The organism is Colwellia sp. MB02u-9, assembly GCF_014077085.1.
Classification (GTDB): Bacteria; Pseudomonadota; Gammaproteobacteria; order Enterobacterales; family Alteromonadaceae; genus Cognaticolwellia.
Map to the genome: position 1 here is coordinate 193,032 of NZ_JACGVF010000097.1, position 26,164 is coordinate 219,195.

Sequence of the window (26,164 nt, forward strand, 5' to 3'; positions counted from 1 at the left end):
GACTGCTCTGATTACACTGCTCTGATTAGAAAAATCAGGCTATTTAATCATGTCATTTTCAAAGGTCTTTCTAAACCAATCATCAAGCATATCTTTTTCATAACTTAACGATTCATTACGATATCTAAAACTGCTATGCATTAAAAACCCCATATCTTTTAATGAAACCTCTGCGCTTTTAACAACAGTATTATCGGCATTCAATAACTGGTAACTGAACTCTATACGTGGAAAAAAGATATCTTTTATAATGCGAATACGTTTCGTACCACCAAAATTAACATCGCCGGCTAAATCTAGGTTCGTTATATCAAAAACTAATTTTTGTTGTTCTGGTAGCGCTTCAGCCATTTTAGCAAAATGCTCTTCAAAGGCTTTAAAGGTTCTGTCTTTAAAATGTTGACGATGTTCTTGGCCCGCATCAATATCAGAATACTTATCAGGATTTGTCCACTTAACTTCAACTTGCGCCGCTTGTGCTGTTGCCGCTGATATTAAAACGACAACAAGGCTTAATAAACCTGTAATAAATTTATTCATCATTTCATCCTCTTTATTGTTTTCAGTATAATAGTAGACCGTAGAAGCTAAGAAAAGTATCGATCTAATTGCTAATTATTGTGTTATACCATTTTAAGCGGATTTATAACCCTGTATCACACCCCATTAATATCATAGGCACGTAGCTAATATTATCTACAGTATAAATAATTTTTAGTCAGCCCCCCCCTATTGAAGGAGCAATCTATTTATTTTTATCAGTCAGTTTTTTCTTATAAAACAACTGACTTGAGTGCTTAATTCAAGCCTATTTATTAACACGTTTATAACGAGCTTACAAAAGGTGCAAAACTTACATCATGACACCCATACGAGCTAGGACCACACAGATAAGGACTCAAAAAATACAGCAAACTAAATACCTCTGATTATATCCCTACCCTCACCTTTTATCCTTTTCCCCTCTAAATCAATAAGTTTTTTTGTTCATCGAATTGATATCCTAGCGCTTTATAACCTTTTTCTCGTTTCTTCCACATCCGCTGTAATGTAGGGAAATCATCAATAAAATCGTAAACTTGAATAACAGTTTTATTACTCCATTCTCGCTGAATTCGTCCCGCATACTGCGCCAAGATCCCCTCCCAAGCGATCGGTAATGTTATGAATAAAGTATCTAAATACGGTAGATCAAAACCTTCACCAACATATTTTCCTGTAGCCAATATGACTAAAGCTTCATCTCCCTCTGCCTTGTTAGATAATAAAGCTATTCGTTCCTGCCTTTGCTTTGTTGAAATACCGCCATGCAGTTCAACAACCTTTATACCCTTATCAGTCATCATTTTAGCAAGTAATTCAATATGCTCTTTTCTTTCGGTAAGCACCATGACTGATCTGTCATTATTCACGGACTGCTTGATGTTGTTAACAATCATTTCATTTCTAGCTTGGTCACAAACTAAGTGTTTATAAACTTGAGATATATGTGGTTTAGTTTCAAGAATTAACCATTCTGGAGGGAAACAAGTATTAGTTTTAACTACCTTTACATATTGTTCAAAGCTACTGGTAGTTGTTGCGGCCTTATAAAGCACAGAGCCGATTTGAAAGTGCATTAATTTTTCTAAACCATCTTGGCGTTTAGGTGTTGCGGTAAACCCGTGAATATATTTAGCATGCACTGACTTTATCAAACACTCATAGTTTGATGCAGGCAAGTGGTGGCATTCATCTATTAATATTTGCCCATATTTTTCAATTGAAGGTTTAATGTCTATTCCAGTACGGCTAACTAGGCTTTGATAAGTAGCTACATCAACTTCATAGGTCAGCTTATCTTTACCACCTAATAATGAACCTACTTCCACGTTCGCTAGGAATACTTTTATCCGTTCAAGCCATTGTTCCGCTAATTGGCGGTTATGGACCAAAATCAAGGTATTCACCTTCCTTTTTGCGATAAGAGCTAATCCTGTAACGGTTTTACCAAAACCCGTCGATGCAACAAAAACACCATTTGTTTGTGCAAATAAAGCATCAACAGATTTTTTCTGCTGGCTTTTAAGTTTTCCCGTGAACTTTATTTTTTCTAGTTGGCTACCTTCAAATCGTTTATCAATATATTCAATCTCTATTTTTTGGCCTGATATGGTGCGAGTAACTTCGGCTAAACAACCTCTAGGTAAGATTAAATAACCATTTTCTATATGTGCGGAACAAATATATCGACTTGTACCAATCGTTGATAAGCGTAAGGCTTGTCGTTTGTAGAACTCTGGATTAGAAAATACTGCACAATGCTTTAGTTTAGAGGTCAGTTTTCCGGGTAAATTAGCGATTGGAACATATAATTGATCAGCTAGCGTTAATGTGACCATCGAAGGACAATCATTGATCTTAATGCTGTCATCATCGTTAAGTTTATTCCATGGTTCATTCTTTGCGATGTCATCTAGCACTCTTTCAATATAAGAGTTTAACTGATTCAACGTTGATTGAAGCTGAGATTTAGTTAGCTTTCGAGTAGCTGCCAATATTGACCACTGATCATTATAAGGAATTCCTTCTTTGTTAATGAAAACACTATTGTTATTTTTTCTTGGCTCTAGCTGAAGTGGTAATGCAATGAGATTACCAAAACCACCCTCTGGCATAATATCTTGATTGGGAAATAACCTATCGAAGCAATCAAATGATAGTAACGGATAGAGTTCCATTGTTTTACGAAGTAAACCATTGCCTAATCGCCGAGCATCACTCGCAGCTACAGCTTCCGAGAAGAAGATCCATATATGACCACCATTCCCACTTCTTGAACGTTCTAATAGGTAGGGAATATTTAATGATTCGCAAGTCGTTGCAAATGCAGATGTAGCATCAAACCAGTCCTCTTTATCAAAATCAGCTGCAAGTAAATATGTTGAATTATCACTTAATAGAGGATAGATGCCGATGGTTTTAAACCCTTTCAAATGTTGATAAACGGCTTGGTGGTCAGGTACTTTAAAGTGCTGACTTTTACATTCAGTACAACTAATTTTTGGTTTGTTGCAAATCTTTGGCTTCCATTCATTCCAACAAGCAGGTGAATAGCCACTTCTACCATTTTTTGATTCCCATCTAAATGGGTAAACATCGTTACGGCCTTTAAAATATGAAAGAAAAAGGTTAACTTTAGATTCAGGAGAGGCGTGTAGATTAAAATTTTGGGCTAATTCAGCTTCATGTTGCGTTATTAACGCTTGGCGATCATTAAGCAAAGCAAGCCGCTCTTCATTTAATAATTGAAGACGAGCATCTATTTTGGCAAGTTTATTAATATGGCTTTTTGGCATGATTATAATGTTACCAAAATACGGTTAGAAATGTTTTGAGAGATCCATACGTTGATGAAGAATACGAGCAACATCAATACCGATATAACTGACTTGATAAAATACAATATGTTTTTCTACAGGAAAGCTTCTAGCACCATTATAAATTTCATTTCTTTCTCTACCAAAATCAGGATATTGAGCAAGCTTTAATAATGCAGCATCTATGGTCTGAGCATATACTTTTGCTTGCTCATTACCCCATGACTCAATTGTCGTAGAAATTATTTTAAATAAATCTTCTTCAGCTAAAGGAGATAACCTATAGTTCGACATTGGTAGACTTACTATCTACTGCAAGGGAGGCTTGTTCAAATATATCCATGACATTGTGATTTGACGATTCACCTGCAGCTAGCTGTTCAAAACCTTTTGCTACTTCTTCTCGTAAGATCTCAAGTTGCTTGTTTTTAGCAACGTCTTTCTCAAATAACATCCTTAATCCATCACGGATCACTTCACTTGCTGAGGTATATAAACCATCAGACACTTTTTCATTAATTCTTCGTTCGAACTCTTTACCTAAAGTAATATTCATAATTAACACTCCAACTATTGCCTTTTCACATTATGTGTATGATATGAGCATAGTTCAAGTTTGATGAAACAAAGTTAATAAAAAAAGCCCGAATATTTCTATTCGGGCTTTTCAATTTTGAGCTATAAATAATTTTGACTATCTATGCGCAGGATAAACTGTTTAATTCAAGGCGCTTTATTGTGACGTTTAGTGTTTCTTAAACGAGCGATAACGCAACGAAGAAGTTAACAGTTTAGACAAGCATAATTACATCATGCCGCCCATTCCACCCATACCACCGCCCATGCCGCCCATATCAGGGGCGCCAGCATCTTTAGTAGGTGCGTCGGTGATCATCGCTTCTGTTGTTAGCATTAAGCCAGCAACTGAGGCTGCAAACTGTAAAGCACTGCGCGTTACTTTAGTTGGGTCAAGAATACCCATTTCTAACATATCGCCGTAAGTACTATTGCTCGCATTGTAACCGTAGTTACCTGTGCCGCCAGTACGTACTTGGTTTAATACTACTGAGGCTTCGTCACCTGAGTTAGTGGCGATTTGACGTAAAGGAGCTGACATTGCACGGATAGCAACGTTGATACCGTGAGTTTGGTCTTCATTGCTACCTTCTAAGTCTTTAATAGCATCGGCTGCACGAACTAAGGCAACACCACCACCAGCAACTACGCCTTCTTCTACCGCGGCACGTGTTGCATGTAATGCATCTTCAACACGGGCTTTTTTCTCTTTCATTTCCATTTCTGTTGCTGCACCAATTTTGATAACCGCAACACCGCCAGCTAGTTTAGCTAAACGTTCTTGTAATTTTTCTTTATCGTAGTCAGAAGAAGAATCTTCAATTTGACCGCGAATTTGTGCTACACGTGCTTTAATTTCAGCATCTTCGCCAATACCATCAATAATAGTCGTATTGTCTTTAGAGATAACCACACGTTTAGCTTGACCTAAATCTTCTAATGTTGCTTTTTCAAGCTCCATGCCGATTTCTTCAGAAATCACTGTAGCTTTCGTTAATGTCGCGATGTCTTGTAACATAGCTTTGCGACGGTCGCCAAAACCTGGTGCTTTAACAGCAGCCACTTTTACGATACCACGCATGTTGTTAACCACTAATGTAGCCAGTGCTTCGCCTTCAACATCTTCAGCAATAATAAGTAATGGCTTACCCGATTTAGCAACACCTTCAAGTGTGCCTAATAATTCACGGATATTAGATATTTTTTTATCAACTAATAAAATGAAAGGGTTTTCTAATTCAACACTGCCACTTTCTTGGTTATTGATAAAGTAAGGAGAAAGGTAACCACGGTCAAACTGCATACCTTCAACAACGTCTAGTTCGTCAGTTAATGCCTGACCTTCTTCAACGGTAATAACACCTTCAGTACCAACTTTGTCCATTGCTGTTGCAATGATTTTACCAACAGTTTCGTCAGAGTTAGCAGAAATAGTACCTACTTGCTCAATCGCTTTGTTGTCGCTACATTCTTGCGATAAACCTTTCAATGCTTCAACTGCAGCAATAACTGCTTTGTCGATACCACGTTTAAGATCCATTGGGTTCATGCCCGCTGCAATTGATTTTAAACCTTCGTTTACAATCGCTTGTGCTAAAACAGTAGCTGTAGTTGTACCGTCACCTGCTTCGTCATTGGCTTTAGAAGCAACTTCTTTGACCATTTGTGCGCCCATGTTTTCGAATTTATCTTCTAATTCGATTTCTTTCGCTACCGATACACCATCTTTAGTGATCGTTGGGCCGCCAAATGATTTGTCTAAAACTACGTTACGACCTTTAGGGCCTAAAGTAACTTTTACTGCATCTGCAAGTACGTTAACGCCTTTAAGCATTTTTGCGCGTGCGTCGTTACCAAATAATATGTCTTTTGCTGCCATTTTCATGATTCCTTGTAAACTGTATTTGTACCAAACTTAATCAGTACAATATAATAGGTAAAAATTAATAATTATTCGACGATGGCTAAAATGTCAGTCTCTGACAATATAAGCACTTCTTCACCATCAATTTTTTCAGTTTTTGTACCGTAGCCTTCACTGAAGATAACTTGGTCGCCAATTTTTACATCTAAGGCACGCACGTCACCATTTTCTAGCATTCTGCCTTTGCCTACCGCAATGACTTCACCACGTGTTGACTTTTCAGCAGCACTACCCGTTAATACAATACCGCCAGCAGACTTTGATTCTACTTCTTTACGTTTGATAATCACACGATCGTGTAATGGACGAATACTCATTTTGTTCTCCAGAAAAGTTTTATTTTATAAAAATAATGGACTAAAATTTTGGTGCTATTTGCTTGTAGAAGTAAGATGGGGATAAAATAAAACTTCACAAGTCCCTCTTGATCTTTTTTTAATCTTTGCGCTCAAATTCACCATCCAAAGTTTGACCTTCATGTGGTGGCTGAAGGTTTTCTTGAAACGGGCTTTCGGGTTGTTTGGAAAAATCATCTTGATTTTGGCTCTGGCCATGGCTGTGACTGTGAAACTGAAAACCTTGCTGGTTTGCGTTATTACTGGAGATATGTGACATAACGCTACCGGCAATGGTATGACGAACCGCAGGGATCAATAAACTCAAGCCCAGAAAATCAGTCACAAACCCGGGGGTTACCAACAATACGCCCGCTACTAATAGCATTAAAGCCGTAACAATTTCATCTGACGGCATTTGCCCTTGAGCCATTTTTGTTTGTACCGAATTTAAGGTTGAAATCCCTTGTTGTCGGACATATTTTGCCCCCAACCACGCGGTGAATATTACCATACCAATGGTTGGCCAAACGCCTAAAACAGCGCCAACCTGAATCAAAACAAAAATTTCAATAATCGGAATAATAATAAAAAGTACAAATAAAAGCCGAAACATAGCAGTGCCTAATAATCTTTAATGAAACTAATATGGGGGTTAACAGGTCTTTTTCAAGCGAGCTATCTTTTTAGCTATGCCCAATATCATTAAGTCTGATACAAACCTAGGCTTGATACTTACTGATTGAAAAAGATTAGCGTAAACTGCCCCTACGGTTGTTATTCACTAATTTAACAAACATGAGCTTTCTTTCAGCTTTATTTCAAATAATTTAGCTTTACTTTTAGCTTCAATATAACAAATACCATAATGTTAATGCATGGCTATAGCGTAAGGCATTACTGAGCACTTGATAGGTAAAAATCTCGCCAATTGGCCAAGTGTTTACCGAATGTTATATCGTTTTTTCGCCGGCAATAAAGTGTACATAGTAAAGCAGAGGTGGCACTATTTACCAAAATAAGTGAGCAGGTTTTGATTGATTTAATGAGATAATCAAGCCATTGCACCCATACGATACTCCTGAAGTTATCGCCTTGAACATCCAGCAAGGTGATCATCAATATTTAAACTGGATCAACGAGTTTTTAAAATATCGGTTATGAAAAAAATTGTTACTGTTTTTTGGTTAATACTTACCAGCTTATGTTTTGCTACAACACCCTTAGCAAATGCCCAAGAGTCAATTTTTAACACGCCTGCATCACTCTTTAGTAATGACAATGAGTTTTTAAAAGTTGATGACGCTTTCATTTTTGACTTCCACCAACAAAAAAACCAATTAAAAGTCAGTTTTAATATTGCTGATGGTTATTATTTGTATCGTCACCAGTTTAAATTTACCAGTGAAAACGCCACTATTGTGCCCGTCAACTTACCTCAAGGTGAGCGCTATGAAGATGAGTTTTTTGGTGTTCAACAAATTTTTACTGGCCAACTCGCTTTTACCATCGACATTACACAAGCCCAAAGTAATGCCAATGTCACTATTCGCTATCAAGGCTGCGCCAAAAAAGGCTTATGTTATCCCCCAACCAAGCAAACGGTTGAGGTAAATGAGGTTAAACAAATAGCCGCGCCTGCCAACAACGCTAAAAACATTTTGTCTGCACTGGGGTCTAATAGCGAAGATGAAATTAATACCCAATCAGCTAGCTCTACAAGCAATACCAATAGTCAAAGTAATCAAATTCAACGTAATAATGCCAATAGCAGCGAGCAGCATCAATTAGCTGACATGCTAAAAAGTGACAGTGTGTGGTTAACACTAGCGGCATTTTTTGTTGGTGGCTTGCTCTTGTCTTTTACACCTTGTGTTTTCCCTATGTACCCAATTTTAACGGGTATTATTGTCGGTCAAGGTGAGAAATTATCCACTAAAAGAGCCTTTGCCTTATCTTTTGCTTATGTACAAGGGATGGCGGTTACTTATACTTTACTCGGGATTGTGGTAGCGATTGCCGGTGCACAATTTCAAGCCATGTTTCAACACCCTGTCGTACTTATTGCCTTAAGTTTATTATTTATTTTCTTAGCACTTTCTATGTTTGGTACCTTTAATTTAGCCCTACCTAGTAGTTGGCAAAACAAGCTAAATCAGCTAAGTAGTAATCAAAAAGGCGGCTCTTATTTTGGTGTGCTAGTAATGGGCGCCATTTCCGGTTTAGTTGCCTCTCCTTGCACTACGGCCCCCTTAACTGGTGCACTGTTATATATCTCCCAATCAGGTGACATATTACTCGGCGCGTCAGCACTTTATGCGCTCAGTTTAGGTATGGGTTTGCCCTTACTAGTATTGGGCAGCTCGGGTGGTAAGTTACTACCTAAAGCGGGCAACTGGATGAACGTAATTAAGAATATTTTTGGCTTATTGCTGCTAGCCGTGCCAATATTTTTGCTTGAGCGCTTCTTACCACTGATAGTGATAGATATACTTTGGGTGCTGCTTATTTTAGCCACTGCTGGTTACTTTTATACTGTCAATCAAGCCTCGGCTAAAACCTTTGGTTTTGGTTTACGTAGTATCTTAATCTTTTTAGTTTTCTTTATCGGCGCCAATAAAGCCTACCAACTGGTTTATCCCGTCACCAACAATGTTTTGGTCTCAACACAAACCGAACTCCGTGGTTTTGAGCATGTAAAGAATTTAACAGAAATGAATCAAGCGATTAAAACCGCTAATGCACAAGGAAAAACCGTAATGGTGGATCTTTATGCTGACTGGTGTGTCGCATGTAAAGAATTTGAAGAGTACACTTTCTTTGAAGCCAAGGTGCAAAAAGCGCTTGCAGACACGGTATTACTACAAATAGATTTGACCGACACAGGTTCCAAAGACAGTGTTGAGTTAATGTCTAAGTTTGAAATTTTTGGTTTGCCGTCAATTTTATTCTTTGATTTAACCGGTAATGAATTATCACAACGCAGAGTTACCGGCTTTATGGAAGCTGATGAATTTTCAGCACATGTCGATAAAACATTCACCCCTTAACGGGTCAACATGACAATAAAAAAGCGCTCTAAGGCGCTTTTTTATTGTCGTAATATTTTTTATTGTCGTAATACGAATTTCTGCTCACCTAAACGTAAGTCACTCTAGCCATACCATTTTGCCCATAAACCTGCCACGTAGGAGAATAGCCCGCAGCGGGTTAACAAATAACGACCTTGTATCTGCCGTTATATTTAAAATCATATTAATGGCTGCTGCTTATGAACTAAAAAACAAAATTACGGCAGCCATTTTAAAAAATAAGACGTTAATAATTTCATCCGGGTATTGAACAACAGAGCACAAAATAACAGCTAACTGCTGGATTAGTTTTAAAAAAAACCCAATAAATCAATAGATTAATTAAAACCAGCACCCTATTTAGTGTGCTGGTTTTATGATAACTGACCTAAAATCAATCATTTAATAGCCACCCCAAGTGATAAGACCAGTATTTTGCTGCTATATTCTGCGAAAACACTATAATAATCGGCTAATGAGATTAATTTGCCATTTAAGCCAAATTTAATTTAATCACATAGTTAAATATGACATGATGTTACTATTACTTAATAATCAGGGTGTTTTTACCGAAGATGACTACAAAGTTTAACATTTTAGTCCTAAATGGTCCTAACTTAAATATGTTGGGCAAACGTGAGCCTACTATTTATGGTTCGTTATCGTTAACTGATATTATGGCCAATTTAGCTGACATCGCCATTAAGGCTAATGTGCAGCTAAGTCATAAACAGTCAAATGCTGAACATATTTTGCTTGACGAAATTCATGCCAGTTTCGAAAAAATAGACTTTATTATTATAAATCCAGCGGCCTTTACGCATACCAGCGTTGCACTTAGAGATGCCTTATTATCGGTTAGTATACCCTTTATTGAAGTCCATTTATCAAACGTACATGCGCGTGAGCCGTTCAGACAACATTCCTATTTATCAGATATTGCTATCGGCGTTATTAGCGGTTTAGGCGCTAATGGCTATGAATATGCTTTGGCTGCGGCAACAGATTGGTTAGAAAAAAACAAAAAATAAGCACTTAATAAATAAGCACTTAAATGATGATATTCATTTAAGTTTTACACACATAAATTTAAAAATGATATAAAAAGGTATTCAAATGGATATTCGTAAAATTAAAAAATTAATTGAATTGGTTGAAGAGTCAGGTATCAACGAATTAGAAATTTCTGAAGGCGAAGAATCAGTGCGCATTAGCCGTGGTGCCACCATTATGCAAGCAGCTCCTATGATGCATGCAGCGCCAGCTCAAGCACCACTTGCAGCACCTGCTCCTGCTCCGGCTGTTGCAGCGGAAGCGGCGGCTCCAGTAATAACCGGACATATTGTGCGCTCTCCAATGGTCGGTACTTTCTATTCAGCAGGTTCGCCTGATGCACCTGCATTTGCTGTTGTTGGCCAGCATGTTAATTCTGGCGATACACTATGTATCCTTGAAGCGATGAAAATGATGAACCAAATTGAAGCTGATAAATCAGGTGTCATCAAACAAATTTTAGCGGTAAACGAAGACGCTATTGAATTTGATCAACCGCTATTCATCATTGAATAAGCCCAACCTTTAAGGGGATTTTCATGTTAGATAAAGTTGTTATCGCCAATCGCGGCGAAATTGCCTTAAGAATATTACGCGCTTGTAAAGAGCTGGGTATTAAAACGGTTGCTGTGCACTCAACGGCCGATAAAAGTCTTAAACACGTATTGTTAGCCGACGAAACCATTTGTATTGGCAAACCGGCGGCAATGGATAGTTATTTAAATATTCCAGCCATTATTACGGCTGCAGAGGTTACTGACGCTGTAGCGATTCACCCTGGCTATGGTTTCCTTGCTGAAAATGCTGATTTTGCTGAACAAGTAGAAAAATCAGGTTTTGCCTTTATTGGACCTAAGGCGGAAAGTATCCGTTTAATGGGCGATAAAGTTTCAGCCATTAAAGCCATGAAAGCGGCTGGTGTACCTTGTGTACCTGGCTCTGATGGTCCATTGACTGCAGATGTTGAAGCAAATTTAGCGCACGGTAGACGTATTGGCTATCCGGTTATCATCAAAGCCTCTGGTGGTGGTGGTGGTCGCGGTATGCGTGTTGTTCGCCGTGAAGAAGATTTAATTGAGTTTATTCAACTGACTAAATCAGAAGCACGAGCGACCTTCAATAATGACGTAGTTTACATGGAGAAATTCCTCGAAAACCCACGTCATGTTGAAATTCAAATCATGGCTGATGGCCAAGGTGCTGCCATTCATTTAGGTGAGCGTGACTGTTCAATGCAACGTCGTCATCAAAAAGTGGTTGAAGAGGCACCTGCGCCAGGTATTTCAGCTGAACTGCGAGCAAAAATTGGCCAACGCTGCTGTAATGCCTGTATCGAAATAAACTATCGTGGTGCGGGTACCTTTGAATTCTTATACGAGGACGGCGAATTCTATTTCATTGAGATGAATACCCGTATTCAAGTTGAGCATCCAGTAACTGAAATGGTCACGGGTGTTGATTTGATCAAAGAGCAGCTTCGTGTTGCTGCAGGTCAACCACTCTCTTATACGCAAGACGATATTAAAATATCAGGCCATTCAATTGAATGTCGAATTAACGCGGAAGATCCACGTACCTTCGTGCCATCACCAGGAAAAATCACTCGTTTTCATCCTCCAGGTGGCTTAGGTGTACGTTGGGATTCTCATATTTATTCGGATTACTCTGTGCCTCCGAACTATGACTCAATGATCGGTAAGTTGATCACTTGGGGTGATAGTCGTGAGGTTGCTATGGCGCGTATGCGTAACGCATTAGGTGAATTAATTATTGATGGCATTAAAACCAATATTGCCTTGCACCAAGACATTCTAAGTGACCAAGGTTTTATTGATGGTGGTGCTAATATTCACTATCTTGAAAAGAAACTGGCTGCATTAGAATAATAGCAAATGACATAATGGATAATACTTAGCGCTACATTTATCGCCTGGTCTAAAAAAGCTCTGCATGCAGAGCTTTTTTTATTTATAATGATTTTTTATTGATAGCAAAAAACTGTAACCGTTATGACTGAATTACTCGCAAAGCCTTTACCCCCTGCTGACGATGACTGCTGTGGCGGTGGTGCATGTAACCCTTGTGTATGGGACTATTACTACGCTGAACGAAAAAAATGGCGTTTACAACAAGTCGTATTAAAAGAACAAGTCGCATTAAAAGCGGCTGAAGCGCATAAAATCCCATCAAATGAAGATTAGCCACTAAAGATAAAACCCTCATTCTGCTTAGGCTTTCAATGCAAATACTCGCTTTTCAATAGGATTTAATCCATCATTTTGATCACTTGTGCCACCAGTTTATTAATGCCACTAGCCGCTTCAGTTAACGTTGTTGCCAACATATAGGCCGGTGTAGAAACCAGCTTACGATTAGTATCAACAACGATATCATCAACCGCACAATCTCGGTGCGCTAAGCCCACATCGATTAAGGCTTTTGCAATGCCAACATCATGACCTATGGTTGCTTGAGCATTTTCACCATAAATGAGTGGGATCATCACCGGCGCTATACACATATAACCTGCTGGCTTATTGGCCTTTACAAATGCTTGGCATACGGCCATCACTTGTTCATTCACTTTAAAGGCTTCAGCGTTAATAGCAAAGTCAGATAAATTTTTTGCCGCGCCAAAACCACCGGGTACGATCAAGGCATCAAACTCATCGATATAAAATTCGGTTAAGTCTTCAACGTCACCGCGAGCAATACGCGCAGACTCTACCAGTACATTACGTTGCTCTTTCGCCATCACTTCACCGGTTAAATGATTAATCACATGATGTTGATTAATATTTGGTGCAAAGCAGCGATATTTAGCGCCCGCTTGTTCAATCGCCAGCAGAGTCAACACTGCCTCATGAATTTCAGAGCCGTCGTAGACCCCACAACCTGATAACATTACCGCTATATTTTTCACATTTCCTCCGTAGCTACATTGAGCTTACTTTGTATTAATTGACAGATCACCACGAGATAAACTGCCCCCGCCATTAAAAGGGCAAAGGGTAAGGTACTGCCATTATAAAATATCGCTAAAATAGGACCCGCTAGGGCGCCAATACCAAAACGCAAAGTACCATTTACCGCTGTTGCTGTACCAGCGTGTTCAGCAAACTCTTGTAAAATTAAGGCGTCAGCATTCACCGAAATCATCGATAAACTCCCCATTAACGGCAAAATAGCCACAACATAATAATATAGCGATAAAGAAAATATACTGGCCAGCAATAAACTTGTTACCGCCACAAAGGCGAGGACAACACCAAAACGTAACATTTTTCTAGATCCAAACTTACCCACCAGTCGTGTGTTGATAAAGTGTGCGGTCATTAAAGCCAAAATATTCAACGCAAATAACAAACTAAACTCAAATTCAGAGACTTTAAATACGGTCAAATAAACAAATGAAATGGCGGTGATATAACTGAAGAAGGCCAGTGATGCCATCATAACGGTCAATAAATCAAAACGAGCGGCACGGTTACTAAAAACAATTTTATAACGCTCCACGGCACTATAGGTGATTGTCGATTTAATCGTTTTAACATCGGGTAAATAATAAAAACTGCACACAAAAACAACAAAAGCATAACCCGCCAAAACATAAAAAATCATTTGCCAACTGTGCAGCAGTAATACGCTGCCAATACTGGGGGCTATCATGGGCGCCAACATCATGATCATACTGACATAAGACAGTCCTTTCGCGGTGTCTTTGCCATAAAGCTGTCGAATAATACCGGGCACAACTACGGTAGCTGCTGTACTCATAAACGCTTGAAAGAAGCGTAAGGCTATAAATTGTTCAATATTTTGTGCAAAGGTTAATGCCACTGTGGTTAATAAAAAACCCAATAAACCTATCATGACTAATGTGCGACGAGCATGCTTATCCGCCATGGGACCAAACACTAACAAGCCAACTGCATAACCCAATAAATAAATACTTAAGCTATTTTGCACTAAGGGCATTTTTGTTGAAAAATATTGAGTAAGCTCAGGCATGCCAGGAAGATACATATCAATGGCCAAAGGAGATACCGCGATAATAGCGGCTAATAAGGGTAATATTAATTTTAATGATATTTTTGTGCGGTACGCTGTCACTGCGCTTATTTCCTTGTGTTTTTAAGATTCAGGGTAGTCATACACTAATTGACCTAGCACTTGAATGGCTTGGTCAATTTTTTCGCTCCATTGTACGCCATAGCTAATACGCATATAGTTTTTATACTTTCCAGAGGGTGAAAAAACCTCTCCGGGTGCAAAATTTACGCCTTGTGCAATCGCTTGCTTAAAAAACTGGCTGGTATCAACATGTGAACGACAACGTACCCATAAAACGCTGCCACCCTTGGGTTTTGAAATACACACTTGCTCAGGAAAATGCTCGGCAATTAGCGCCCGCATGCGCTCACAGTTATAACGCAGGGTTTTTCTCAGTACCTGCAGATGCCGGTCATACTCGCCACTCATTAAGTAATCACTTAATGTCCATTGTTGCAACATTGACGTAGAGCATGATTGAGCCCTTTTGATACGCTTAGCTTTTTCTTCAAACTTACCGGGTAACAACCAACCGACTCGATAACCCGGAGCCGCTGTTTTTGAAAAAGATGAACAGGTTAATACTAAGCCTTTTTCTGAGTATAACTGTGCTGACACCGGCCGGTGCTCAGTAAAATACAAGTCGCTGTAGACTTCGTCCTCAATTAAGACAATGTCATTTTTTTCTAGTAACTTGACCATAGCTTGTCGTTGCTTGTCGGTCATCATTGACCCTAGCGGGTTACTAATGGCGCTTGAAAACAAGCAGACTTTAACTGAATGTTGTTTAATAACCTTGGCTAATTCGACAACACAAACACCGTCTTCAGTGCAAGTGTAAACCTCTAAAGCCTTCATACCCAAACTTTCAATAAGTTCGATAAGCCCAAAGTAGCAAGGTGATTCAACCGCGATAATATCACCGCGTTCAGCCACACATTGCAGGGCAATAGACAAAGCTTCTTGTGCGCCATTGGTAATAATTAAGTCTTCGTGATTAACCGAAACACCCTGTTCTTGATAACGAAAAGCTAAGTTCAAACGTAGTTTAGGATCACCATTAATCGGCCCATAACTCACCGCTTTTTCAGACACTCGACTCAGCACTGAGCGCATCAATCTTGCTAGGGTTTTATCTGGCGGATGCGCATTAACAGGATTAGAAATACCTAATGCCACTGAGTCAGGCATATGCACAGCGTCATAAACTTGCTCAATTAAACTCCGGCATGATATTTCTGCCGGCTCACAACTCGCCCATATTGCCCGCATAGGTAATAAAGTACGTGCTTGTTTAGCTTTTAAATAGTAGCCCGACTGTGGCCGAGCAGAAATACTACCTTGGCGTTCAAGTTCAAGGTATGCCTGCTTGACAGTGGGTACGCTGATCTCAAACTGTCGACTGAGTTTACGTAAACTGGGTAATTTATCACCTGGGCGTATTGCGCCACTTTGTTGCTGAAATTCAACAAAGTCGATCACTTGTTGATATAAAAAGTAGGGGGATGATTTGTCAACTAATCGCATAACTGTATAGGTTGCATTTTCATTTTTTTGTATATGTTATTAAAACAAAAAATCGGTAAAATGTCTATCCATCACTAACAGACCCTTTGCTTAGCATAAGCTCGGTTCATGTTAGCGATGAGGTTTAAAGTTGGAATGCATAAGAGTGGTAACTAAGGCGTTCAACATGGCATATCAGGTAAGACCGTATTGGATAAAACCGTATGAATAAGAAAGTATTGAATAATGCCTTAGCGCTTTTAGTACTTAGCTACAAAACAATAAACACAAAAAACAAAATGATGTCGATAACTACACACTGCCTCAGTCATCACTAACCGTATGGCGCTGAGTAATTTAAATTTTGATCGCGAGTGCTTTACTTGCAAACATACTAAAGGATTGTAATGAACAACACATTTTTATACTTAATTACCGTGTTGATATGGGGCTCTACTTGGATAGCGATTAATTACCAATTAGGTCATGTTGCTCCAGAAGCGTCTATCGTCTATCGCTTTGGTTTGGCTGCTATTATTTTATTTACCTACTGTAAACTTAAAAATTTGCCGTTAAAGTTTTCCTTGCGCCACCATCTTCAATTTTTTCTTTTTGGCGTCACTTTATTTAGCTTTAACTATTATTTACTCTATAGCGCACAGCAACACATCAACTCAGCATTAACCTGCATTGCCTTTTCAATGATCATGTTTTTTAATGTCTTCAATGCTCGCATTTGGTACGGCACTCATATCACTAAACAAGTTTACTTAGGGGGGAGCTTAGGATTACTCGGCATAGTGACACTGTTTTGGCCACAAGTAAGTGACACACAATTAGGCGCTGAAACGCTATTAGGCTTAGGATTTTGCATTCTGGGTACTTTAGTCGCGTCTACTGGCAATATGCTGTCAATGAGAAATCAAAAACTAAAGCTGCCACTAATACCGGCAATGACATGGGGCATGACCTACGGTGCCATTTTCATGGCGATAATCGCTATGGCTCAGGGGAAAAATTTCAGCTTTGACTATACATTTTCTTATATCAGTTCATTACTTTATTTAAGCATTTTTGGCTCTGTTATTGCTTTTGCTAGCTACCTAACATTACTTAACCGCATTGGTGCACATAAGGCTTCTTATGCTTCAGTGATGTTTCCAGCGGTGGCGGTGATCATTTCAACTGTAGTTGAAGGATTTGCATGGACCACCTATACCTTCGTGGGCTTATTATTTATTTTGGCCGGTAATCTTGTGGTACTCATTCGCTCTAAAAAGCAGCTAACAACTGCTGGTTGTACAGAAAAACAGACAAATAGCGCAGAAAAAGCAGAAATCAATCAAACAAAACTGAAGACACAGAGCTGATAATCAGGTTTAATACTTTCCAAACGGTCAACTTTTTTGTGCGCAGTTCACTTTACCCTAAGTGCGATTGCACCGCGGCGCTAATCACCTTCCGGTTTAGCGCCGTTTTTTCTTACCCTGCTACTGTGCTTGTTTTTCCTTGCTAGTGTAAATTAATACCAATTTCATTAATTAGGGGTCTACTTTATACGCAGGAAAAATGGCCAAATATAAGGCATTTATTTTAATAACTAGTTGTGCTAATTATTAAATAAATAACGCAGTAGTTGGTTATTTTAACCAGTAAAAATGATCAGATAATTAGTGAGATTGGTATAACAGGTCAAATTAAAGACCCATTAGCATTTTACCCGCAACCTCTTTCACTAGCTTTGCCGCCAACTGAGCGGTCATATTATCGATATCTTTATTGGGATTAAACTCGACAATATCAGCGCCCACCAAGGGTGTATTAATTTGATGGATAAGGTTGATCACTTCACGACTTGTTAAGCCACCCGGCTCTCGGTGTGAAACGCCCGGTGCAAAGGCGGGGTCAATGCCATCAATATCAAGTGATAGGTAAACTGGGTGCTGAAATACTAACGGCTGGGCCAAAGGCCAATGGCGCATTTCTAATGACTCAACCTTAAACTTTTCTATTTGTTCATTTTGATGCAAATTTAATGTCCGTATACCTACCTGCACTAAGCGCTCACATAAACCGTCTTCCATCACGCGGGCAAAAGGACAAGCGTTTGAGTAGCGATTACCTTTAAAAGAATCATATAAGTCAGAATGGGCATCAATGTGTAATATGGTGATTTTATCAAAAAATTTCCGGTAACTTTTTAGAATCGGATAACTAATACTGTGATCGCCCCCTAAGGTTAATAAACGGGTGTTTTGTGCGAGTAACTGGTCACAACGTTGTTCAATTTTATCGATAAAGTTATCTGACGAGCTTATGTCGACATCACCAGCATCAAGCCATTGCTTTGACTCGCGCAAGTTCACGCCTAATTCTGTAGCACCATTTAATGAACCATGATTTAACACGTCGCGAATTTTATTTGGCGCTAAGGCAGCACCGCGCTCGAAGGAAGAGTTACCATCAAATGGTACACCTAATAATGCGACTTTACCTACTGGATTTTCTACCATTTTATTGCCTTTTATGAACTTTTTATAAGCTTTTTATAAGCTTTTGTGTACAGCCTTTTATGATAAAACATGTTCAGTTATCTACTGAACATGTTTTATCTATACTCTTGCTAATTACCAATGCAGTTTGGCCGTTAAGCTAAGGGTATTTAATAGCTACCAATCGGTGAACCTGGTGGTAGTGTTATTTTAGATGCCGGTGTCGATGACTTATCATGCGCTAAGCTGTAATTAATTTGCTGAGCTAATAACTGAAAGTGCGCTCGAAAGCCTGGGTATTTTCGTGTGCTGCGCCTATCGGTTAACCATAGGGCTAAATCCGTTAATGTTACATACACTTCAGCTCTGACTTCTGGCACAATATTTTGGCTATGCCAAAGCACAATTAAATGCTCAATTAATTGCTGATTTACTCTTTGTTGCACTAACATGGCTGTTGAGGTTTTTGGCGCTGATTTTACTGTGCCTTCGACCAGTTTATTGAGTAAAAATGCCACTGACGGAATATCGTTATCAAGCATGGCTTGTTGCTGTAGTCTTGCTAGTCGCTCGGCATTGAGTAATAGCGACAGTGTGTGTTTTGCACTTGCCTCTGCGGCACTGATGGGGTCAAAAGTTACCCCTGTTTGGCTATTAAAACTTTCTCTATCGCGACTATAACCATAGGCTTTAGGGGGTATTAAGGCGGTGATTTTAGCGGGCAGTGTTAAGGTTTCTACTGTTAGCGTTGCTAATAAGGCATCGAGTGCTGCTTGTTGAGATTTTCCTGCAACCCTGGTTTGCTGATTACTAAATTGTTCACTGCGCAGTTGATAGCCGTAATCAACACCGGCAATTAATTTTGCCGCGGCTTGTACCTGAAAGCGATGAAAGTTGTAAATGGGCACTAATATTTTTTCGAGTTCAGACATCGGCGTACCAACCGGTATGCTGTTCAAACCAAAGTTTTCTAATGCTAGCGCTCTAACCGCTAAAACACGGTTTAACTCTGTAGCCGCATCTTGACCATTATCCCACAAATGCCCTGTAGCATGAGCGCTTGATTGCGATCTTGCATCGGGGTCAGAAACATACTTCAGCCCCTTTTGCTGGGTTGCTGCTACTAATTCAGTCAAAAACTGGGCTTCTTGCGCTTTTTCTACCTCAGCATAACCATAAGCAATCACGTATTTATCCCATTCGCCGATATCTTTGGCATAAGCATTAGCTAAGCTTATCTGACCATTTTCAATGGTAATTAACGGATGGGGATAATCCATCACTGACGCTCGATTATTGACACTGGCGGCAAAATTATGCGCTATGCCTAAGGTGTGGCCAACCTCATGTGCCGCTAATTGACGAATGCGCGCTAAAGCCATGGCTTTCATAGCGCTAGTGTCAGTATTGGCATTTTTAAACGGTGACGTTAAGCCTAAGGCAATTAAATAGTCTTGGCGAACACGTAAAGAGCCTAAGGTGACATGGCCTTTAATAATTTCACCGGTACGCGGGTCGATCACTGATGAGCCATAAGACCAACCGCGTGTAGCGCGATGTACCCATTGAATAACGTTGTAACGAACATCCATGGGGTCAGCGTCACTTGGCAGCAGCTTAACTTGAAAGGCATTTTTATAACCAATAGCAGAAAAGGCTTGATCCCACCAACGCGCGCCATCTAGCAAGGCACTTTTAATCGGCTCAGGGACTCCGGCATCTAAGTAATAAATAATCGGCTCTACCGCTGCACTTATTTTAGCGGCTGGGTTTTTCTTAACTAAACGATGGCGAGGAATATTGCGTTTAATCAATGGCTCATCAATGGCGCTGGCATAATCTGCATAGGCGTGCTGCCAAAAGCCACTAAAGGGATGAAACTTTCGTGTTTGATAACTATTATCTGGCAACTTAATGAGCGAGTGGTGCAAGTTAACCGTAACCGCTGAGGCATCAGGCGTTACTGAGCGCAAGTGCACTCCAGCGTCTGTGCCTTTATAAGTCACAGTAGCCTCTAATTCGGTATTGTTTGGAAAAGCTTTTGTACGCTTTTTATAAACCCCACTGCGCGTGGCATCAATCTTAAAACTGCCTTGTTGAGTACGCTTTAATTGTGCCGACAAGTTATGAATATCTGAGAGTAAAAATGGCGTGTAATCAATTAAGGTTTTACGGTTATCTGCTGAGCTATGACTCACCTTAAAGCCCCAGATAATCGAGCTAGCAAAGGCTTCATCTATCGCTTGCTGTTCAAGGAGGTTATCGCTATTAGCACGATAATCAGTGTTGAGTTGGCGCAGAAACACTTTATCACCCACTCTTTCAAAACGCACTAACCGAGTATCGCCCAATTGGCCACGGTCTAAACCAATATCATTTGAACCCACCCCCTGTGGCAAGCCACTTTGAAATAAAAATTCTTGCTCAAAGTTATCTACTTCTAAAAACACTTTGCCTGTTTTATCATCAAGATAAAAAGAAAAGTAACCTTGATGGCTCTGCTTGTCTTTAATAAATTCAGTATAACTTTTTTCTGTTTTTGCCTGCACTTGTACTGACAAGCCACAGTAAAAAAATAACACCATTAGCCTAATAAAAAACCTCATTGCATCTCCTTGTAGTCTGTAAAGCTAAATAAATTACCTGCTTAGTTAAAATTAAAATGATTAGAAGTACTGAAAATACGCTTATTTTTGTTATAATCAGTTCAAAATTAACTTTTGATTTTTTGATAATACCCATTAAATTAAGTCAGTGAGCAATAATAAGTAATAAATAAGTAATCATAAATATTCAAGAATACATTTTATTGTTGCAGATTGAACATCAGTACCTACATCGATATAGCCTAGGCTTGATTGAACCATAGCTAGCGTATGTGATTAAAAGTAACGTAGATATTAGATATTTAGGACACTTTAATGTTCGATTATTTATTGTAATGGGTATACTACATCATAACATCGAAAATAAAATACGATATGCTCTGTCATAAGAGTATGACTCTAAAGTAATTAGGTAACCCTATGCAACGACTAGCTCCCGCTTTACGTGAAGACAATGTACCGTTAGATTTAATTTCATTAATAGAAACTATTTTAGCTGCCACCAAAGAAATTTCATTTCGAGTTAGCCAAGGGCACTTAAGTGACTCAATGGGCTCGACCTTAGATGAAAATATTCAAGGTGAAGTGCAAAAGAAACTCGATATTGTTGCCAACGAGTTATTTAAAGATATTTTGTTAGAATCAGGCTTTGTCAAAGCCGTGTCTTCTGAAGAAGAAGACACGTCAGTGGCGGGTGTCGAAGATGGCAAATATATCGTTTCATTTGACCCCTTAGATGGCAGCTCAAATATCGATATTAACTCGTTAATTGGTACTATTTTCTCCATTCACCAAGCGCCAACAGATATGGCCGCTAGCAATCCTGATATGTTTAAACAATCAGGTAATCACCAAGTTTGCGCGGGCTATGTACTTTATGGTCCATCAACAACCTTAGTGATGACCACAGGCAGCGGTACGCACTTTTATGTTTTAGACCGCACGCATGGCGGTTATTTATTAGTTGAGCGCAATTTACAAGTGCCAGAAGATACGCAAGAGTTTGCTATTAATATGTCAAACCAACGTTTCTGGCAACCACCTATGCAAAACTACATTAGTGATTTACTTGCCGGTGATACTGGCCCACGTGGTAAAAACTTCAATATGCGTTGGATTGCCGCTATGGTAGGTGATATTCATCGTGTTCTCACCCGTGGTGGTATATTTACCTATCCAGCTGATAATAGAAATCCAGAAAAACCCTACAAGTTACGTTTAATGTATGAAGCTAACCCAATGAGCTTTTTAATTGAACAAGCCGGTGGTTTAGCCATGACTAGCCAAGGGCGTATCATGGATATTGAGCCAACAGATATTCATCAACGTGTTGAAGTGATCATGGGTTCTAAAAATGAAGTTGAAGCCTGTTTAGCTTATTACAAATAAGCTTCAAAGTTACTCGATATAACAATGTATATATAAGCATAAAAACACCTGAATATTTCAGGTGTTTTTATTTGTGCTAACCGGGGTGATTTATGGTTATTAAACACTGTTATAGACCTCGACAGAACAGGTGAACAAGGCAGGAGTTTTGTGTTGTTAGTAAAGTAATAACCTTGGCAAGAGCACTTAAAGCGCCGCCATAAAAATTCAACTGCTGGCGACGAATGACCAAGTTCAATGACTAAAGTCGTATGAAAGAGTATAAATAGTGACTAGGCTAATGCTTAGAATTTTTGCTAGAATATACGACATATTATAGAAAATACTTATACAGTAGCGCCATTATTAGCTTAACGGCGCTTGGAGAGCACAATATATGCCAGCTTATGCCGTAGGACACAAAGTTCCTGATTCAGATTCAATTTGTTCAGCCATTGCCCTTTCATATTTAAAAACCCATATTGGTGAAGATGTACAGCCTGCACGCTTGGGTGAACTTTCGCCAGAAACACTATTCATTTTAGATAAATTTGGCTTAGAACAGCCTGAGCTTAAATTGAGTTTTGCTGATACTGACGGCATTTATGTTGTTGATCACTCAGACCGAATTCAAGGCCCTGATGATATTGATGACTGCACAGTTTTAGGTATTATCGACCATCACAAGCTGGGTGATATTACCACCTCTACCCCTTTAGAGATTTGGGTTCGCCCTGTAGGTTGTACCAATACTATTATTAAAATGATGTACGATTTTCATGGTATTGAAATTCCTAAAAATATTGCTGGCGCCATGATGTGTGCAATTTTGTCAGACACAGTGATATTTAAATCGCCAACCTGTACAACCGCTGATATAAAATGCGTTGAAGCCTTGGCTGAAATTGCCGGTATTGAAGATTACAAAGGCCTGGGCATGGAAATGTTCACCGTAAAGTCATCAGTCGCCGGTACGCCCGTTCGTGAACTTGTGTTACGTGATTTTAAAGACTTCAACATGAAGAATAATATTGTGGGTATTGGCCAATTAGAAGTGATCGACTTAGCTTTATTTGACGAGATGAAAGCTGATTTATATGCTGATTTACAAGCCGTTAAAGAAGAAGGTAATCGTCATACTGTGATGTTGTTATTAACTGACATCATGCAAGAAGGCTCTGAGTTGTTAGTGGTAAGTGATGATATCAGCCTTATTGAAAAAGCTTATGATATTACTTTGGTTGACGGCAAGACTTGGTTACCGGGTGTGATGAGCCGTAAAAAGCAAGTTGTGCCACCACTGCAAGATACTTTTGCTAAGTAGTTAGCCGCACTATAAATGTAAAGTTATAAGCGTAAAGTTATACCTGTAAAACTATAACTTAAAACGATATTGAAACTATATTAAAACGATATTTAAAAGCCCAGCAATTGCTGGGCTTTTTGTTAGCGATTGACTTTACAATCGCTCATTACCAACGAATTATAGCCAAGCGCTTAAATATCCGTCACACCCATATTAAATAATGTGAAACCATAAATATCGGCATATTGCTCAATGGTTTTGCTAATTGGCGTACCCGCACCATGGCCCGCATCCGTTTCAATACGAATTAAGGTTGGGTTAGCGCCCGCTTGTTTTGCTTGTAACTCGGCAGCAAACTTAAATGAATGCGCCGGCACGACGCGATCATCATGATCACCGGTTGTTATTAATGTCGCAGGGTAATGTGTGCCGGCTTTAACATTGTGTAATGGCGAGTAAGCTAACAGGTAATTAAACATTTGTGCATTGTCGTTTGATTTACCATAGTCGTAAGCCCAACCAGCACCTGAAGTAAAGGTATGGTAGCGCAACATATCAAGTACCCCTACCGCAGGTAATGCTACTTTAAATAACTCTGGACGTTGTGTCATCACAGCACCCACTAACAAACCACCGTTTGAGCCACCCATAACCGCAAGTTTATCTGAAGAAGTCACTTGCGTTTTAATCAGGTATTCTGCCGCCGCAATAAAGTCATCAAATACATTCTGTTTTTTCAACTGCGTACCCGCATCATGCCATTTTTTACCGTATTCGCCACCACCACGTAAATTAGCCACGGCATATACACCGCCGAGCTCTAACCAAGCAGCGCGAGTTGAGCTAAATTCTGGTTGTAGACTAATATTGAAACCACCGTAACCATATAAAATCGTCGGGTTACTGCCATCAAGCACTAAGCCTTTTTTATGGGTAATGATCATTGGCACTTTAGTACCGTCTTTAGAGCTATAAAAAACCTGCTTTGATTCAAAGTTATCACTATTGAATTTTACTTTCGACTTCATATGTACAACAGACTCACCCGTTGCAAGGTCTAAGCTAAAAATGGTTGATGGGGTTTTCTGGTTACTAAATGAATAGTAAAGCTGACTTTGCGACGATTTACCACTAAAGCCACCAGCCGTGCCCACTTCAGGTAAGGCGATATCGCGAATTTTCTTACCGGTTAAATCATACTGCTCAATAAAAGACGCCGCATGTTTCATATAGTTAGCAAACAAGTAATGTCCGCCAGTAGACACTGATAAAACATGCTCAGTTTCAGGAATAATATCAAGCCAATTCTCAGCACTGGGTTGCAGTGCATTAACTTTAACCACTCGGTTATTAGGTGCTGCCATATTGGTGACAAATAACAAGTTGTCACCCTCACTACTGACCATATAGGTGTCTGACTCAGTATTATCAACCACGCTAACCAGTGGCGAATCTGTACTGGTTAAATCTTTAATAAAGAGCTTATTGCCCGAGGTAGATACCGCTGCTGATACCACTAAATAGTGACCGTCTTTAGTGACTTCACCACTAACATAACGGTGTTTTTGTGCTTCGCTGCCACCAAAAACTAAGCTATCTTGCGACTGTGCAGTACCTAACTTATGGTAATACAATTTATGTTGATCCGTTTTGGCTGAAAGCTCACTGCCTTTAGGTTTGTCGTAGCTTGAGTAATAAAAGCCTTCATTAGCCACCCAAGATAAGCCACTAAACTTTATATCAACTAGTTCGGCTTCAAGTACAGCATTAGTTTCAGTTGCTATAATACGCGCTTTACGCCAATCACTACCGCCTTCAGAAATTAAGTAAACCGCTAATGAACCGTCTTCACTAAATTCAATATTGGCTAACGAAACGGTACCATCTTCACTAAACGTATTAGGGTCAAGAAATACTTCAGCCGATGCATCGCCTTTTTGACGATATAAAACAGCTTGGTTTTGTAAGCCATCATTTTTATAAAAATAACTATAGTCACCTTCAAGAAACGGCATGCCAACTTTTTCATAATCTAACAAAGCCGCAAGACGAGATTTAATTTTCTCGCGATAAGGGATTTTCGCTAAATAATCGTAGGTGGTTTTATTTTGTGCCTTTACCCAATCCGCGGTTTCATCGCTCATGTCGTCTTCTAACCATCGATAAGCATCGGTAACTTTAGTACCAAAATAATCATCAACAACGGCTACTTTTTTTGTTATTGGATAAGTTAACATTTTACTTTCATCGCCAATACTCACTACTTTTTCAATTTCAGGGGCTGTGTCAGCCGCTATCGGTGCGTCTTTACTGCAGGCTGTTAGACCGCAAAAGGCGATTAGCACAGCAGAACTTAAGATTACTTTTCTAGCATTCATAATTTACTAAATAAACCATATTGTTATTATGTTGATAGCAATCATAAGGCAGTCAATAATTGATGTCTAGCGTATCGCCTTAGTTAACAGTAAGAATAATAAAAATTTAATCAGTTATTATGATGATTAACCTATTG

General features: G+C 39.3%; 22 protein-coding genes. 9 read left to right on the forward strand and 13 right to left on the reverse strand.

Annotation, left to right across the window (positions count from 1 at the left end; all coding sequences use genetic code 11):
- Positions 1-39: 39 nt before the first annotated feature.
- The 7 genes from H4J65_RS13910 to H4J65_RS13940 form a co-directional block, all read right to left on the reverse strand.
- Entirely contained in the window at positions 40-543 is a 504-nt protein-coding gene (locus H4J65_RS13910; RefSeq protein ID WP_259367621.1) for a DUF3016 domain-containing protein, read from the reverse strand.
- A 422-nt stretch (positions 544-965) separates the two neighbouring features.
- Entirely contained in the window at positions 966-3,338 is a 2,373-nt protein-coding gene (locus tag H4J65_RS13915) for a TOTE conflict system archaeo-eukaryotic primase domain-containing protein (RefSeq protein ID WP_182198570.1), read from the reverse strand.
- A gap of 24 nt (positions 3,339-3,362) precedes the next feature.
- Positions 3,363-3,653, reverse strand: coding sequence for a type II toxin-antitoxin system RelE/ParE family toxin (locus H4J65_RS13920; RefSeq protein WP_182138153.1), 291 nt, complete (start codon positions 3,651-3,653; stop codon positions 3,363-3,365).
- The gene (locus H4J65_RS13925) at positions 3,640-3,915 is read right to left on the reverse strand and encodes a type II toxin-antitoxin system ParD family antitoxin (RefSeq protein ID WP_182138152.1); all 276 of its coding nucleotides are present in this window, start codon (positions 3,913-3,915) and stop codon (positions 3,640-3,642) included. Before H4J65_RS13925 ends, H4J65_RS13920 begins: the two co-directional genes overlap by 14 nt.
- Before the next feature lie 249 nt (positions 3,916-4,164).
- A complete protein-coding gene (gene groL, locus H4J65_RS13930; protein ID WP_182198571.1) occupies positions 4,165-5,814 on the reverse strand; it encodes a chaperonin GroEL in 1,650 nt (549 codons plus the stop codon).
- A 71-nt stretch (positions 5,815-5,885) separates the two neighbouring features.
- On the reverse strand, positions 5,886-6,176 hold the full coding sequence (locus H4J65_RS13935; protein WP_182138150.1) for a co-chaperone GroES: 291 nt from the start codon (positions 6,174-6,176) through the stop codon (positions 5,886-5,888).
- Between the two features lie 118 nt (positions 6,177-6,294).
- A complete protein-coding gene (locus H4J65_RS13940; RefSeq protein ID WP_182198572.1) occupies positions 6,295-6,810 on the reverse strand; it encodes an FxsA family protein in 516 nt (171 codons plus the stop codon).
- Between the two features lie 446 nt (positions 6,811-7,256).
- Between H4J65_RS13940 and cutA the strand changes: the two genes are divergently transcribed.
- The 6 genes from cutA (at position 7,257) to H4J65_RS13970 (ending at position 12,519) form a co-directional block, all read left to right on the forward strand.
- Positions 7,257-7,358, forward strand: a complete 102-nt coding sequence (gene cutA / locus H4J65_RS13945) for a divalent cation tolerance protein CutA (protein ID WP_220465156.1) — start codon at positions 7,257-7,259, stop codon at positions 7,356-7,358.
- Entirely contained in the window at positions 7,355-9,244 is a 1,890-nt protein-coding gene (locus H4J65_RS13950) for a protein-disulfide reductase DsbD (RefSeq protein WP_182198573.1), read from the forward strand. The genes cutA and H4J65_RS13950 overlap by 4 nt, the downstream gene beginning before the upstream one ends.
- A gap of 596 nt (positions 9,245-9,840) precedes the next feature.
- A complete protein-coding gene (aroQ, locus tag H4J65_RS13955) occupies positions 9,841-10,296 on the forward strand; it encodes a type II 3-dehydroquinate dehydratase (RefSeq protein WP_182138147.1) in 456 nt (151 codons plus the stop codon).
- Positions 10,297-10,381: 85 nt separating this feature from the next.
- Complete coding sequence (gene accB, locus H4J65_RS13960) at positions 10,382-10,834, forward strand: acetyl-CoA carboxylase biotin carboxyl carrier protein (RefSeq protein ID WP_182138146.1); 453 nt, start codon at positions 10,382-10,384, stop codon at positions 10,832-10,834.
- A 23-nt stretch (positions 10,835-10,857) separates the two neighbouring features.
- The gene (accC, locus tag H4J65_RS13965) at positions 10,858-12,204 is read left to right on the forward strand and encodes an acetyl-CoA carboxylase biotin carboxylase subunit (RefSeq protein ID WP_182138145.1); all 1,347 of its coding nucleotides are present in this window, start codon (positions 10,858-10,860) and stop codon (positions 12,202-12,204) included.
- A gap of 123 nt (positions 12,205-12,327) precedes the next feature.
- Positions 12,328-12,519 (forward strand): oxidoreductase-like domain-containing protein, encoded by a 192-nt coding sequence (locus H4J65_RS13970; RefSeq protein ID WP_182191813.1) that lies wholly within the window; start codon positions 12,328-12,330, stop codon positions 12,517-12,519.
- A gap of 65 nt (positions 12,520-12,584) precedes the next feature.
- Here the strand turns inward: H4J65_RS13970 and elbB are convergent, their stop codons facing one another.
- Genes elbB through H4J65_RS13985 form a run of 3 tightly spaced genes read right to left on the reverse strand, consistent with a single transcriptional unit; the run spans position 12,585 to position 15,898 of the window.
- Positions 12,585-13,241, reverse strand: coding sequence for an isoprenoid biosynthesis glyoxalase ElbB (gene elbB, locus H4J65_RS13975; RefSeq protein WP_182198574.1), 657 nt, complete (start codon positions 13,239-13,241; stop codon positions 12,585-12,587).
- Entirely contained in the window at positions 13,238-14,431 is a 1,194-nt protein-coding gene (locus H4J65_RS13980; RefSeq protein ID WP_182198575.1) for a multidrug effflux MFS transporter, read from the reverse strand. The genes elbB and H4J65_RS13980 overlap by 4 nt, the downstream gene beginning before the upstream one ends.
- Positions 14,432-14,452: 21 nt before the next feature.
- Complete coding sequence (locus H4J65_RS13985) at positions 14,453-15,898, reverse strand: PLP-dependent aminotransferase family protein (protein WP_182138142.1); 1,446 nt, start codon at positions 15,896-15,898, stop codon at positions 14,453-14,455.
- Positions 15,899-16,284: 386 nt separating this feature from the next.
- Here H4J65_RS13985 and H4J65_RS13990 point away from each other — a divergent pair, with 386 nt between their 5' ends.
- The gene (locus tag H4J65_RS13990) at positions 16,285-17,247 is read left to right on the forward strand and encodes a DMT family transporter (RefSeq protein WP_182198576.1); all 963 of its coding nucleotides are present in this window, start codon (positions 16,285-16,287) and stop codon (positions 17,245-17,247) included.
- A 327-nt stretch (positions 17,248-17,574) separates the two neighbouring features.
- On the opposite strand, the gene speB is transcribed toward H4J65_RS13990, so the two are convergent.
- Both speB and H4J65_RS14000 read right to left on the reverse strand, forming a co-directional pair.
- Positions 17,575-18,390, reverse strand: a complete 816-nt coding sequence (speB, locus tag H4J65_RS13995) for an agmatinase (RefSeq protein ID WP_182198577.1) — start codon at positions 18,388-18,390, stop codon at positions 17,575-17,577.
- 149 nt (positions 18,391-18,539) lie between these two features.
- Entirely contained in the window at positions 18,540-20,975 is a 2,436-nt protein-coding gene (locus tag H4J65_RS14000; protein ID WP_182198578.1) for a zinc-dependent metalloprotease, read from the reverse strand.
- Positions 20,976-21,395: 420 nt separating this feature from the next.
- Here H4J65_RS14000 and H4J65_RS14005 point away from each other — a divergent pair, with 420 nt between their 5' ends.
- Both H4J65_RS14005 and H4J65_RS14010 read left to right on the forward strand, forming a co-directional pair.
- Complete coding sequence (locus H4J65_RS14005) at positions 21,396-22,364, forward strand: class 1 fructose-bisphosphatase (protein ID WP_182198579.1); 969 nt, start codon at positions 21,396-21,398, stop codon at positions 22,362-22,364.
- Between the two features lie 376 nt (positions 22,365-22,740).
- Complete coding sequence (locus H4J65_RS14010) at positions 22,741-23,667, forward strand: manganese-dependent inorganic pyrophosphatase (protein ID WP_182138137.1); 927 nt, start codon at positions 22,741-22,743, stop codon at positions 23,665-23,667.
- A 173-nt stretch (positions 23,668-23,840) separates the two neighbouring features.
- Here H4J65_RS14010 and H4J65_RS14015 read toward each other — a convergent pair whose 3' ends face one another.
- On the reverse strand, positions 23,841-26,027 hold the full coding sequence (locus H4J65_RS14015; protein WP_182198580.1) for a prolyl oligopeptidase family serine peptidase: 2,187 nt from the start codon (positions 26,025-26,027) through the stop codon (positions 23,841-23,843).
- Positions 26,028-26,164: the final 137 nt, after the last annotated feature.